This window comes from Prochlorococcus marinus str. MIT 0917, from assembly GCF_027359575.1.
GTDB lineage: Bacteria > Cyanobacteriota > Cyanobacteriia > PCC-6307 > Cyanobiaceae > Prochlorococcus_B > Prochlorococcus_B marinus_D.
On the sequence record NZ_CP114784.1, the window covers coordinates 430,254 to 442,330 of the forward strand.

A 12,077-nucleotide genomic window follows, 5' to 3' on the forward strand; every position below is an offset into this window, starting at 1 on the left:
TTTTTAAAAAAGAATGAACTTAAAATAACGCGAATTTTCAAGGAAATAATTTAAATAAAACTTGGCCAAAATTTAATCATTTGTTTACGTATCTTTAGTCAGGTCTAAATGTACATCCTATAAATTTCATTTTGGATCTCATATCCAATTTTACTTTTATCCTGTGTGAGGACACGATGAAATTATTTAAGAGCTTATTAATAGCTCCAGCAGCATTCGGCCTTATGGCGCCGATAGCAGTAAATGCTGATACAGCATTTAGTCCTACTTCAAAATTAGGAAGCAGCGTTAATTTCACTATTGGTTCTAATACAGACTCAGCAGATGGAGACGAGCTTCACGGAGTGTTTCACGAATGCTTTTATCGTCTTCAACAATTAAAATTCTTGACTTGGATGGATTCTTAGACAAGTGATCAACCACAAGGATGAACAAGCTTTGTATTACATATCAATTATACTTGATATGTCCTAATATGCCTTGATCGCCATATCCAGTATGCAAATTAATTTTCGTAAGAAATTAATTAGAACAGTGGTTATTACTTGCTCAATTATTTTTTGCATGGGTTATTATTTCGATCAATATCCAAACCATGAAATCCGGAAACAGATATCTACAGATGGATTATTAATAGATTAAATATAGGTATGGAGAAATAAAACGACTTAAAGATATTAGAGAAAGTATCAACTAAAATTATGAAAGTGCTAATTAATACCTCTACAAAGAAAGAAGATGAGATGGCCACCGAATGCAGCTTGGACCTCAGCCGTAAAAAGAGAAGGTTATCGACATTTTGAAGTTAAAAGCTATGGAGGCAAAAAAGATGAACGGTGGGTAGAACTATTTCCAGTTAACAACAACGAAATTCTTATAAAAGTTCCATGGTCGGAATTAAAAACATACTCAAAGTGGACGAGTGGATGGCTTCAGTTGCCAAAAGATGAAGACTGCGATGGCAACTAATCTTTAAAGAAAATAAAAACCAGGATTTTTGAGTAATTATTCCTACACGGCTAATAGAGGTTTGTTCTTATATTTTTTGAACTTCTCAGGACAACCTTCTTTTTATACTGAGCTTTAGAAGGTTGTTTCTTTGAATAAAAAACGTCAGTGCTCCCCCCCAGAAGCCAATCAATTGATGACCAATGCAATTGATTGCCTGACGTACATTTATCTTAAAATCTCCTTTTCTTCAATGGTTCTGTAGGACCGTACGTATTTGGCAGGGAAACCGTAGAAATTACAAACCTAATTAAATTAGACATTTAAAAAGGGCCCTAGGGGGCCCTTTTCCTTTACCGATTCTTTAGAAGCTTCTGGATATTGGTGGCCTGGGGCCAAGTGTCTAGTAGAAAGGCTTTTGTACTCCGTTAGGGCACCTAAACGATGCAGAGGAGTTTCGACTGAATTGACGCACCTAAATCATTGATCCTTGTCGCATCAGACGAATAGCCTACTTATTCATTGAGAATGTTGGAGCAGGAACCAGAATTCAGTTCGCTTCTCTTAAATACTCAGGTGGAGTGTCGACCATCAATGGTGCCTCTGAGCTCAACAAACGTATCTTTGCTCTATTTGCACCTCAACGCAATCAGCCTTAATGCCCATTGCATTTCCACTTAACCTGATCAAAAATAGTAAGTTTGGGGTCTATCTAAGATCTAATCAATAAATCAAAAACATGAATCAGACTCCAGAGAAAGAGAAGGGAATGAGCTTCATTAAAAAAGCTGGTAAATGGGCTCCATTAGTTGGAGGAGCATGGATTGTTCTAAATATTGTTGTTCCATTAGCTCTACTTCGTATTCCTGCAGTCCAAAAATACTTAGTAGTACTAGAGGACAAACTCCCTTTTGACATTCCAGGTATTGGTTAGATGCCAACAGAGATTATTTGTTTTTTCTTGCTTGGTATTGCAGCACTGCTTCTAAATGCTGGACTCGACGCTCAAGTTCTTCCACTCTTTTGGCTAATTCTTCCATTAGTAATCAAATTAAGTTTCGACAATATAACCAGAAAGAAAGCACTCCTCATCAACAAAAAAACGAAATAAAGGCTAAGGTCGTGAAAAATTAGCCGAAAAGCTTTGAACGAGTTACAAGCATTGACGCTATCAGGGGCATTAGCTGTATTTGCTATCACCTGGCTATTTTTTGGTTTTGGGGATGATGATGATGATGGAGGTGGGATGATGAGACCTGTCAGACAAAATGCAGATTAAAATCAGTTACCAATAAGAAAGAAAAAATCCTCAATCTAAAGAAGACAATCGTAAAGGTATTTTTACAAGTCCTAAAGCTAATCAACCTTCTGATCAAGCATTAGCCTAAGTAATGAGAGCATGGGTATATGAAAAATTTTCTAATCAAATTAGTTTTATTCGTATTCATTCTTTTCTCTGGATTGAATAGTGCTGAGGCTGTAATACAAGGCTGGGTTCCACCAGAGGATTATGGAGAAGGTGACTCATATGAAATGGGAATGGAGCCTGAGGATGACGCTGAGGGGATGGAGTCTCAAAGTGAAGAGTTGAGTATGGAGGATATTTTTGGGGATGAACAAGTTTTTCCTTTTCCACCTGGTCTAGGCAATTAATCAAAAGGCAAACATTTGCTTTAGTAAGGTAGATACAGATAACTATCTAACTTTTAAGTTTGTTGAACTAATGGCAACAATAAAAAAAGACTCAGAGCCTCTAGACAACTTATCCAGTCAAGAGATAGAGGATATTGTTAGATCAAACGAAATTTTGGATCAAGAAAATGAAAGACTAATCAAAGAAGAAGAAATAGAGGCACAAAGATTTTCAAAGACAAAATCTACAAAAAGATTGCTTAGACGATTAAGAAGATCTCCACTTGAAGTGATAAATCGATCACTATTTTTTGTATTCATTGGTAGTTTTATCTTCTCCTTTGTCTCTGTTTACTCAATCAATAAATTGTGGTTTATCTTTTATGTCATCAGTGCCTTCTCATGTGTGTTATACACTCCAAATAGACAAGCCCTCAAGGAACTAATTGCAGCATGGCCTAATATCGAAGATCTTTTAAAAAAAAGAAGTCTATGGAAATAAATTATTGAGACTTATAGGCCATTGATTTTAAAATTATTTTTTGAGCTAAGTCTGATCTATCCTAAATTCATAATTGATTAAAAGTTAATGGATAAGAAAGGAGCTAAAGGGTACTGGATCTCAACTGCAAAGGTTATTAATCAAGAATTATTTAATGAATATGTCGAAAAAGTTGGGCCATGGCTTAAAGAAAATGGTGGGGAGGTATTCGCGAAAGATACAGACCCAGTAGGAAAAGAAAAAACTGAAGATTCAAACCTAGCCGTCATTTGTGAATTCCCATCAATGCGAATAGCAGTAGAAGCTTATGAATCCAGTGAATATCAAGAGCTATCAAAGCTACGTACAGCCGCGACAGTTAATTCTACTTTCACCATCATGGAGGGAATGGACGAGGCTACAAAACTAAGAAGAGCAATGGGAATGTAGATAATGGCATCAGCCACTTCACCATTCATTTCACATGGATGGATGAATTGAACTAATTCCTTACCGCATTAAAACTCAAGGAGGCATATTTTGATAAGCACTCATAATAGAAGTGACGATCCAGAACTAGTCAGGAAAAACCTTGAATTAATTATTAGTTCGAACAATTACCAATTAGCCCATGAAGATAGAGAGTTACTCAATAGTGATGAAATGAGAGGAGTGCGAATGCTTCTAGAAATTAATAAACCAGAAAAAATCCTAGAAGAACAAAATATTTTATCAACAATCATCGTCTTTGGAGGAGCGAGCCTTACCGATAAAAGCTCTGTAGAGAACAGACTTGAACTAGCGAAGAACTCTCTCACCAAAGATCCGAGCTCATCTGATTTACAGAGAGAACTAACACGTCTAAAGAATTTACAATCGATATCTCATTACTACGATTCGGCCAGAGAATTCGCAAAGATTGTCTCCAGACAAAACCAAAAAGAACACTGCAATTCACATGTAATTGTCACTGGTGGCGGCCCAGGGATTATGGAGGCTGCTAACAGAGGCGCTTTTGATGCCGACTGTAAATCCATAGGTTTAAATATAAGTCTCCCAAACGAACAACATCCCAATGCTTATATCACTCCTGGGCTTTGCTTCAAATTTAATTATTTCGCCTTACGTAAATTTCATTTTGTGATGCGATCAGTTGCAGCTGTCTTTTTCCCTGGGGGATTTGGAACATTTGATGAACTCTTCGAATTACTAACTCTTCGTCAAACAGGAATGAAAACACAAATTCCAATTATTCTATTTGGTCGAGATTATTGGTCGAAAGTGATCAACTTTCAATTCCTTTCAGACCACGGACTTATCTCAGATGAGCACATGAATCTCTTTCAATACGCCGATAGTGCTTCAGAAGCATGGGACATTATCAAACAATAAACGTATCATCTGATAATGGATTGGAAAACATCACTAGATTGGTATTGTTCAGGCAACATTCTCGAGAAAGAGGATCTTGAGCTTTTAGAAAAACATTATCAACAGGTAATCAAAGAAATCGATACGAATCTCTCCCTTGAACTAGCTCCAAAACATATTTGTAATCAAACCAATATTCCAGAGGGAAGTTCTTGGTTTACAGCAGTAGCAGTTGTACTTGATCGATTAAATCCTGTTAAGACTGGCAAGCCAAGAAGTTTAATCGTTGATCAATTAAGCAGAAATCAAAGCAGTTAAGCCCTCTTTATACAAAAGAGTTGAACATAAAAGACCCGATGCCCAACAAAGTCCTCTAGCAGGAGGAATATCGCCAACATAAGCACCGATATAGATAAACCTCACAATTGGGTGAACCCACGCAGCTATTACGGCCACAGGAGAGACAACACCAGCAATAAGACATAGCAGACATGCAGGAGCGTGAAGAGTTATGCTCTCCCAGCAATTTTGATGACACCAAACAGCTCTTTTACCAAAATCGGGGAGCTCGTCAAACAAAGCCCTTGGAGCACTCATATTCTCAGCAGAATATCCAGCTTTGACTCGGCCATAAGTTAGTGGCCCAATTGAAAGCAAAACAACAACGACAGACAGGCAAAGGCTCCAAGCAAAAGCTGTTTCCATGGAATAAAAAATGATATCTCGACCCTAAGCGAGGCAGAGTCAAAGTGAGGATCAAAGGTTGGGTTTCAACTGATAAGCCTAAAAGTTCATTCAAATAAAATTTTCAAAAAGAAGATAAAAACACAATAATTAGTTAATAAGCTTGTTATTCTCTAGGAGTCATAAAGAGTTCTGCTCGACTAAATCATCCATTATCAAAGTAATCCAACCATGGACTGGGATTCTGCAAAACAACATTGCAATGAGCGAAACTGGCAATGGTCATTGGAATTAATCAATCAGGCACAAAAGGAGATGGAAGAATTAGAGACGAAACTAAAAAAATGTGAGGATCAGCAGAAAGCTAATCGTTTATATAACGCCTGTAATTACTAATGGAAGAAATGAGCGCAACAATAGTTCCATTGGGTTCACTTGCACTTTTATTTGCTGTGATATCAATCCTTGTGTTCCTTAGGAAGGCAAGTATCGCAAGACAAGCTGATGAGTCAATAAAAAATAGAATGGAGGCAAAAAGAAATGAAAAGACCGAATCTCTTGAAGAACAAAAAAAACGTTTAGAACTTTTGCTTAGAAAATAAAGAGATACTTACTTACAAATTATCATCGCTTATTTTACCAATTCTTTTAATCGGATTAGACCCGTCTCTATGATTTGCTGGATCAAATGGAAAATTTGTATCTGGGCCTAAAAGATCATCAATACTTTTTGAATCCATTGAGCCTTGATCATTTTCAATATCAACATCCGATGTCATTAACACCTGCTGTGCTTCAACCGACTGGAAGCAAAAACTAACTACTAAAAATAGGGACAGTAATAATCCAAACCAAGTTTTTATAACACTTTTCATTGAGAAGTAAAAGATTAACTATTTGCTAAAGGAAAGTATATTTCCTTATGTCCTATCAACTACTAGTCCTCAAAAATAAGACATGCAGGTGAGGAAGGATTTAAATCACACTCTCTCTCCCAGTATGAAGCTATCGCTGTCATTCCTCTTTTGACTAACTCGTGCTTTCTACCTATGTCACCCATATTCTCGCTGGGGACGCTAAATGAAGTTTGAAGTTTCATAGATTTCCTCTTCAATTAATATCGGTCTAAACCATCAAGAAGGCCTATGGCAAGTGAATTTATCCTCATCTTTCTCTTAAATTATTTTAGAGTCATCAATTAAAATATCTTTAATCTGGGAAAATCAATTTTTGACATCTAATGAGCTGCTTAAAAAAGCAAAGTCAACCCCAAGCAATTAAGGGTTATAACAAGTGACTCCAAGAATAATTTCAATAATGACATTAGGCATCGCCATTTCAGGACTTTCAGTTTGGTGGGTCAGAATAACCCTCAAAGAGGGTAACAAGGCACTTCAAGAAAGCAAAAAAAAGAATCTAGACAATTAACACTTTCATCGATTTAGGCACAAACAATGCTTTGAGAAAAATCATTTGAACATTTACTAAAAAAAAGCACCTCCACTTAAATAGTAGAGGTGCTAAGAAACACATTCTTCAGACCAACTAACAGCTACTTCTTATTAAGGGCAGCCTTAACCTTTGTGGGAGACAAAGCCTTAAGTTCCTCTTTTATCTCATTTTGACGTTCATCAAGAACTTTAATACGAGCTTTATAGCTCTCTTCTAGTCTTTTTCTGGAGTCCTCAATGTTGTCGAGTTCCTCTTGACGTTGATTACGCTTAAGCTCTTGAAGCTGACTATCAGAAACCACATAAACAGTTCTGGTAGGTGCAATTAAAGAATCAGAGAAAAAAGTATCGAAGAGTGAAGTGTACATAACTTTTCTTTCGGAGTACACAACTACTCTGTCCTAAATTAATTTAGTTAGGGATGAGGCATACCGTAGAAAATGATTCGGTAAATACAACTCACTTCGGTTGCTACTACTGAAAAGTTAGGTATACCGACCTCTAAACTTTTTCACAAAGCGTCTCTTGAAAGAGATAACAAAATAATGGCTACATATTCACTCTTACTTGGATTACTCGTGATAATCATTTCATGGAAATTATTCAATGACTGGGCTTCTGGCCTGGCAGGATTTATTTATGGTGGCATCTTATTTTGGAGTATCAAATTATTTGTTCAACTCATTAAAACTTTATTTGGATAAAAAATGATGTCTCCATTGAAATCAAATGAAACTACTGAAACCATGTTTTAAGCCCCAAAAGATAGTCACCAAAATTGCTGACAAAGGAAGTGCGATAGCAAGTGTGATATTGATTGTTCTAAAAATCTTCCCAACTCCATTACTCGTATCTTTAGAAGGATCTACGATAAGTGGCATAGCGAATACGTATTTTTTTTATTTATAGGCGCAATTTCCATTCAATTGGTTAGATTGTCGTAATTATCGAGACAGTCTCATGTATTTATTAGGTCTTGGACTATTAGTTTTAAGCACTTGGTATCTGATGAAGCTATACACAAATTTCAATAACGATCCGATAGCAAAGAAAGAAATCGACAATGCATGGCAAGAAGCAAAGAAAGAAGCAAAAGGTAAAAATCCTTTTGCACCAGGAAGAATTAAAGAGGCTCTCAATGCATATAAAGCCGATATGAATAAAAAAGACAATTAAAAGATAGAAAATCCAAAGAGATCAAAATATTTCTAAAAAGTAGTTAAATTAGTTGTTTGTAGATTTAGTAGTGACGCCCTCATTAGTTCTAATGGATTATGTAGACAGAAAGACATTGAATAACGAACAACTAGAATATCTCGAGCAAGTTTTAAAAGCATCAATTCAGAAATTGAAATTCACTGGTATCGAACCTGTAATTGCTAATAATAAAATATGTGATGCAGCACTAATTTCCCAGGGTTCCTATGAAATAAGTTGTATTGCGTCCATACTTGATATGCTTCAGCCAACAGAAAAAACAATGGAGCGCAAAAAAAAGGTATTCAACGCTCTATGCAATGCAGGTTTAATAGTTACTGATTAAAAAAAGAGGCCTACCTGAACAAACAGATCCAAACAAATATAAACAAGATATCTACCAAAAATACCAGTGAGAGGCATTGAACCTCTCATGCCGCCTGACGGTCTGGGTAAGCTTTTATTTAGCAGCTTCAGGTGCTTTTCTGGCTTTGCGTGCACGTCTAGCAGGTCTACCAGCACTTGGCTTAACAACTGCAGAAACCTCTGCTTTAGCTTTGGCTGCAGCCTTTTTAGCTACTGGCTTTTTAGCTACTGCTTTCTTTGCTGTTGCCTTTTTAGCTACAGGCTTTTTAGCTACTGCTTTTTTAGCTGTGGTTTTTTTTGCTGCAGACCCTTTTGGAGCAGAGCCTTTACGTGTGCGATGAGAAAGAATTAAAGCCCATTCATCAGCGCTAATATTTGCTGGCTTATTTCCATGAACCTCAGAAACTTTAGCTGCTTTTTCGATATCTTTAATTAGGTTTTTCCAAGAAGCTGCGTAACGTTTATCAGACTGAGATTTAGCACCACTTTCAACAAGGGTTTCAACGACTTGAGAAGCAGAAACCTTCTTACGACGTCTGTTAAAGATCTCCTTTTGCAAGGTAGCAATCAAGGCATCACCTTTAGCACTAACTTTGATGGATAGCTGAGACATAACTCAATAATTACTTTCTTAATACATCTATCACATATAGGGTATTTAATTCAATAGTCAATGGTTAACCGACAACTAAATATTTATATATCTATCAATATCACTTAAAGTGATAGCTTCAAATAATTCGATCTTAACTATAAAGGCATATCTAGTGGGCGAGAGAAAAGCCAAAAACTAATACAAAAACAATGCTAGTCAATAAAGCTAATAGACCTCATATGCTGATCAAAGATGGCATTAGAACACTAATAACAAATTGATCTATTCAAAGTGTCAGACTACCTCTGGACACCAACCAATCTCTTTCTCTCGTTGCCGCATCCAAAGAAGACAATGTGAAATCAAATGGTCTCCATGAGGAATAAGACGACGATGGACAAGACAAGAAAGAATGGTTCAGCAATGCTTGTCGCTGGAATAATGAAAATGTTGACATGTCATGCAAACGCAAGCTGAACATGTTTTTTTGCGAATCCCTTTCTCAAGGAATTGCCACTCTTCTTCTTGACCGAAGATCTGAACGGTGAAAGTTTCTTTGGGGTGAGTCGTAGACATTGACCAATTCCAATAGGTTGGGCTACGGCAGATACCCATTCTTCAGCATTAAAGACAGTATACGGGGAAGCAGATGGAGTCATTTACCTATAGCAGTACACTTGTACTAGCAAGAACCAATAGGTAATGTCAAGTCATATATTTCAAAACACCTAAAATATGTCGCCTGCAATACCAACAATCAAGCAAACAAGATGCTCAAACACGATGAATATTTCAAGGATATAAAGACTAATTAAAAATAATTAAACGGATAGGTCCACCACAAAACAAAAAAGAAATAAAAAAGCCCTCATCTCATGAGGGCAAAATAAACTGCTGAAGGATCCCCATCACCCAGCTTTTCAAAAATAATAATCAAATCGATCAGATTAGGCAACATTAAAGCACCATATATTTTACCTCAGACTTAAATGGACACCATCTGTAGGGGGGGGGTTGATTTATATGGAAAATAGGGTTAGAAATAGTATCCCCATCACCCAGACCCGTAGGACACCATACCTAGGGTCTTTTTTATTGGAAAACCTTTTATAGAGGGATTTCGCAAATATTAAGCACATATGATCTGTGGAAAACTTTTGTTATTTGAATGAATTTGCGAGCTATAAAATATGTCCTTACCTAAATCTTCGAAAAAGTAACTTATAAAGGTTTAAAAACGATTAATTGAAAAATCCTTTTCAATTAAGTAAAAAGGTTCTAAATCTGTTAATTGGTAGGAAAAAGACAATTACGCTAAAGAAATTAAATCTATCGAATAAAACCAGTTGAAATCTTTAAGTGATTACACAAAATGATTGATCTCAAAAGAAATAGCAAAAAAGAACCAATCGAAGCCACAGGCCTTCGAAGTCGTAAGTCATCTCTATATAAGCCAAATCAACAAGAAGATTTCAAAATTAGTAGAGGTCGTTTCTCAAATTTTCTGACGTGTCAAAGGTGCTTTTATCTCGATAGGGTAAGAGGTCTTGATCCTCCTGGGACACCAGGTTGGACTCTCAATGAAACCACTGACCTATTACTAAAAAAAGAATTTGACGATTGCAGACAAAAACAGGTTCCACACAGAATATTTGCATCTAATGGACTATCTCATGTTGTTCCATTTGATCATCCTGAAATAGATAACTGGAGAAACTCACTTCATCGGGGACTAGTGCATCGTTACAAGGATACCGGAATAATTTTGACTGGAGGTGTAGACGATATTTGGCAAGACACTATTACAAGACAACTAATAATTGTGGATTACAAATCACAAGCAAAAAACGGACGAGTTGATAAGAAAGATTATTTAGAGGATCCTTTTCACGAGGCCTATAAAATTCAAATGGACTTTTATGCTTACTTACTCTCGGGGATGGGTTTTAGTGTTCATCCAATATCTTATTTTCTAGTTTGCAATGCAAAAAGGGATGAAGATGAATTTAATAAGACCATGCGTTTTGATGAATATCTTGTTCCCTACAAATGGAGGAATGATTGGATAGAGAGTCGACTAGATGAAATGGTCACACTAATGAATCAATCAAAGATTCCAGAATCAAATCCTTCATGCAAGAACTGCGCCTATGCAGATCAATATTCGAAAATACTATTTTCAAGAAATTCAAGTAAAAAAGAAATTACACAAGGAACTTTGCCATTATTTTAAGAACGCTAATAGTTTTAAAATGATTCTGATCAAAAAGCGTCTAAAGGATTAATGGAATGTGCGGAAGATATCAGCTATTAACAAAATTTATAAATTTACCTGACCTTTTAAAAAAAGATGTGCCAAGGGGATTGAGTCAAAATTATGAACCGCAAATGTTAATCAAACCAGGTTCTCCAATTCTTGTTCTTAAGAATGAAGGCAAGACACAAACATCAATAATGCTATGGGGGTTTATATCTGAGTGGAGTAAAGACCCTTTTGAGAACACAAGGCCAAAGCCATTTAACGCGAGATCAGAAAGTGTTGAAGAGAAGAAACTTTTTCGTGCAAGCTGGAGGCATAAGAGATGTTTGATACCAGCCAGTGGTTTTCTAGAGAAAGGTCACCTAATAGGTAGAAAAGATTCTCAAACTTTCTGGTTAGGAGGACTTTGGAATCGATGGATGTCTAAAGAAGGATGTGAACTAGAGAGCTGTTGTGTGCTTACGACCGAACCAAATGATTTAGTCAAACAATTTCATAACCGTATGCCCGTTATTATTCCAAGTGGGCTAGAAGAAGAATGGATCTCTTCAGTTAAAAATGCTCAAGAGCTTAAAGCTTTAAAACCGCTAATGACTAAATGGGACCCAGAAGAATGGACAGCCGAGCCAATAAACAAACCTAATGCCGACCAATTATCATTCCTATAAAATCAAGATAAAAAAAGGGCATATACTAGCCCTTTTATACATTTTATAAGATCAAGACTTCAATGATCGTGATGCACTTCTGCCGAGTTAGGCATTTCATGGGCAGAAGACAATTTCTTCAATGATTGAGATCCACAAATAGCAGACAGAGCGATCACAACCAAGGATGCAGTGCTTAACAATTGAAGCACTATCGGGAGATGTGAATTAATTCTTTCTCTAAAGGTAGTCATTTGGGAAGTTAATTAACACTCCATTCAAACAAAAAGAATAAGCACCGTCCATAGCTTGAATATTATGAACTAAATAGCTAAAAGCAAAAAAATAAGCATAAATAAATTTAGTCCTACTGTTAAGAGTGATGTACTTGGTTTAAATTCATTAGCCAAAACTAGGGACTCACGCTCTTATTGATTTCTAATTA

25 protein-coding genes are annotated in these 12,077 nt (G+C 36.3%); 17 read left to right on the plus strand and 8 right to left on the minus strand.

Annotation, left to right across the window (positions count from 1 at the left end):
* The first annotated feature begins 176 nt into the window (after positions 1–176).
* The 9 genes from O5637_RS02440 to O5637_RS02480 all read left to right on the plus strand — a co-directional run bounded on the left by O5637_RS02440 (position 177) and on the right by O5637_RS02480 (position 4,750).
* The gene (locus O5637_RS02440) at positions 177–407 is read left to right on the plus strand and encodes a hypothetical protein (RefSeq protein ID WP_269605812.1); all 231 of its coding nucleotides are present in this window, start codon (positions 177–179) and stop codon (positions 405–407) included.
* A 331-nt stretch (positions 408–738) separates the two neighbouring features.
* Positions 739–969, plus strand: coding sequence for a TIGR02450 family Trp-rich protein (locus O5637_RS02445; protein ID WP_011294554.1), 231 nt, complete (start codon positions 739–741; stop codon positions 967–969).
* Positions 970–1,687: 718 nt separating this feature from the next.
* Positions 1,688–1,882 carry a hypothetical protein gene (locus tag O5637_RS02450; RefSeq protein ID WP_011823828.1) on the plus strand — a complete coding sequence of 65 codons (195 nt, stop codon included), beginning with the start codon at positions 1,688–1,690 and terminating at the stop codon, positions 1,880–1,882.
* On the plus strand, positions 1,883–2,059 hold the full coding sequence (locus O5637_RS02455; protein ID WP_269605817.1) for a hypothetical protein: 177 nt from the start codon (positions 1,883–1,885) through the stop codon (positions 2,057–2,059).
* Between the two features lie 296 nt (positions 2,060–2,355).
* Positions 2,356–2,601, plus strand: a complete 246-nt coding sequence (locus O5637_RS02460; RefSeq protein WP_269605819.1) for a hypothetical protein — start codon at positions 2,356–2,358, stop codon at positions 2,599–2,601.
* A gap of 70 nt (positions 2,602–2,671) precedes the next feature.
* Positions 2,672–3,082, plus strand: coding sequence for a DUP family protein (locus O5637_RS02465; RefSeq protein ID WP_269605821.1), 411 nt, complete (start codon positions 2,672–2,674; stop codon positions 3,080–3,082).
* 87 nt (positions 3,083–3,169) lie between these two features.
* Complete coding sequence (locus O5637_RS02470) at positions 3,170–3,511, plus strand: DUF1330 domain-containing protein (RefSeq protein WP_269605823.1); 342 nt, start codon at positions 3,170–3,172, stop codon at positions 3,509–3,511.
* A 93-nt stretch (positions 3,512–3,604) separates the two neighbouring features.
* A complete protein-coding gene (locus O5637_RS02475) occupies positions 3,605–4,453 on the plus strand; it encodes an LOG family protein (RefSeq protein WP_269606885.1) in 849 nt (282 codons plus the stop codon).
* Between the two features lie 15 nt (positions 4,454–4,468).
* Positions 4,469–4,750, plus strand: a complete 282-nt coding sequence (locus tag O5637_RS02480; RefSeq protein WP_269605825.1) for a hypothetical protein — start codon at positions 4,469–4,471, stop codon at positions 4,748–4,750.
* Here O5637_RS02480 and O5637_RS02485 read toward each other — a convergent pair.
* Positions 4,727–5,137, minus strand: coding sequence for an MAPEG family protein (locus O5637_RS02485; RefSeq protein WP_269605826.1), 411 nt, complete (start codon positions 5,135–5,137; stop codon positions 4,727–4,729). The two genes, O5637_RS02480 and O5637_RS02485, sit on opposite strands and share 24 nt — an antisense overlap.
* 210 nt (positions 5,138–5,347) lie before the next feature.
* Here O5637_RS02485 and O5637_RS02490 point away from each other — a divergent pair, with 210 nt between their 5' ends.
* Positions 5,348–5,512 (plus strand): hypothetical protein, encoded by a 165-nt coding sequence (locus O5637_RS02490; RefSeq protein ID WP_269605828.1) that lies wholly within the window; start codon positions 5,348–5,350, stop codon positions 5,510–5,512.
* An 8-nt stretch (positions 5,513–5,520) separates the two neighbouring features.
* On the plus strand, positions 5,521–5,718 hold the full coding sequence (locus tag O5637_RS02495) for a hypothetical protein (protein ID WP_269605829.1): 198 nt from the start codon (positions 5,521–5,523) through the stop codon (positions 5,716–5,718).
* A 12-nt stretch (positions 5,719–5,730) separates the two neighbouring features.
* On the opposite strand, the gene O5637_RS02500 is transcribed toward O5637_RS02495, so the two are convergent.
* Both O5637_RS02500 and O5637_RS02505 read right to left on the minus strand, forming a co-directional pair.
* Positions 5,731–5,895: a hypothetical protein gene (locus O5637_RS02500; protein ID WP_269605830.1), complete on the minus strand. Its 165-nt coding sequence runs from the start codon at positions 5,893–5,895 to the stop codon at positions 5,731–5,733.
* A gap of 158 nt (positions 5,896–6,053) precedes the next feature.
* Positions 6,054–6,215 (minus strand): hypothetical protein, encoded by a 162-nt coding sequence (locus O5637_RS02505; protein ID WP_269605831.1) that lies wholly within the window; start codon positions 6,213–6,215, stop codon positions 6,054–6,056.
* A gap of 194 nt (positions 6,216–6,409) precedes the next feature.
* On the opposite strand from O5637_RS02505, the gene O5637_RS02510 reads away from it, so the two are divergent.
* Entirely contained in the window at positions 6,410–6,544 is a 135-nt protein-coding gene (locus tag O5637_RS02510) for a hypothetical protein (RefSeq protein WP_269605832.1), read from the plus strand.
* Between the two features lie 124 nt (positions 6,545–6,668).
* Here the strand turns inward: O5637_RS02510 and O5637_RS02515 are convergent, their stop codons facing one another.
* On the minus strand, positions 6,669–6,935 hold the full coding sequence (locus tag O5637_RS02515) for a hypothetical protein (protein ID WP_269605834.1): 267 nt from the start codon (positions 6,933–6,935) through the stop codon (positions 6,669–6,671).
* A 177-nt stretch (positions 6,936–7,112) separates the two neighbouring features.
* Between O5637_RS02515 and O5637_RS02520 the strand changes: the two genes are divergently transcribed.
* A complete protein-coding gene (locus tag O5637_RS02520) occupies positions 7,113–7,271 on the plus strand; it encodes a hypothetical protein (protein ID WP_269605835.1) in 159 nt (52 codons plus the stop codon).
* Between the two features lie 21 nt (positions 7,272–7,292).
* Here the strand turns inward: O5637_RS02520 and O5637_RS02525 are convergent, their stop codons facing one another.
* Positions 7,293–7,448, minus strand: a complete 156-nt coding sequence (locus tag O5637_RS02525) for a hypothetical protein (protein WP_269605837.1) — start codon at positions 7,446–7,448, stop codon at positions 7,293–7,295.
* A gap of 127 nt (positions 7,449–7,575) precedes the next feature.
* Here O5637_RS02525 and O5637_RS02530 point away from each other — a divergent pair, with 127 nt between their 5' ends.
* Both O5637_RS02530 and O5637_RS02535 read left to right on the plus strand, forming a co-directional pair.
* Complete coding sequence (locus tag O5637_RS02530; RefSeq protein WP_257473357.1) at positions 7,576–7,743, plus strand: hypothetical protein; 168 nt, start codon at positions 7,576–7,578, stop codon at positions 7,741–7,743.
* Positions 7,744–7,813: 70 nt separating this feature from the next.
* Positions 7,814–8,110: a hypothetical protein gene (locus O5637_RS02535; RefSeq protein ID WP_269605840.1), complete on the plus strand. Its 297-nt coding sequence runs from the start codon at positions 7,814–7,816 to the stop codon at positions 8,108–8,110.
* A gap of 114 nt (positions 8,111–8,224) precedes the next feature.
* Here the strand turns inward: O5637_RS02535 and O5637_RS02540 are convergent, their stop codons facing one another.
* A complete protein-coding gene (locus O5637_RS02540) occupies positions 8,225–8,743 on the minus strand; it encodes a hypothetical protein (protein WP_269605842.1) in 519 nt (172 codons plus the stop codon).
* Between the two features lie 440 nt (positions 8,744–9,183).
* Complete coding sequence (locus O5637_RS02545; protein ID WP_269605844.1) at positions 9,184–9,384, minus strand: hypothetical protein; 201 nt, start codon at positions 9,382–9,384, stop codon at positions 9,184–9,186.
* Positions 9,385–10,097: 713 nt separating this feature from the next.
* On the opposite strand from O5637_RS02545, the gene O5637_RS02550 reads away from it, so the two are divergent.
* Together O5637_RS02550 and O5637_RS02555 are read left to right on the plus strand one after the other, a co-directional pair.
* Positions 10,098–10,958: a PD-(D/E)XK nuclease family protein gene (locus tag O5637_RS02550; RefSeq protein WP_269605845.1), complete on the plus strand. Its 861-nt coding sequence runs from the start codon at positions 10,098–10,100 to the stop codon at positions 10,956–10,958.
* Positions 10,959–11,014: 56 nt separating this feature from the next.
* Positions 11,015–11,653, plus strand: a complete 639-nt coding sequence (locus O5637_RS02555; RefSeq protein ID WP_269605847.1) for an SOS response-associated peptidase — start codon at positions 11,015–11,017, stop codon at positions 11,651–11,653.
* 59 nt (positions 11,654–11,712) lie between these two features.
* Here the strand turns inward: O5637_RS02555 and O5637_RS02560 are convergent, their stop codons facing one another.
* A complete protein-coding gene (locus O5637_RS02560; RefSeq protein ID WP_269605849.1) occupies positions 11,713–11,886 on the minus strand; it encodes a hypothetical protein in 174 nt (57 codons plus the stop codon).
* Positions 11,887–12,077: the final 191 nt, after the last annotated feature.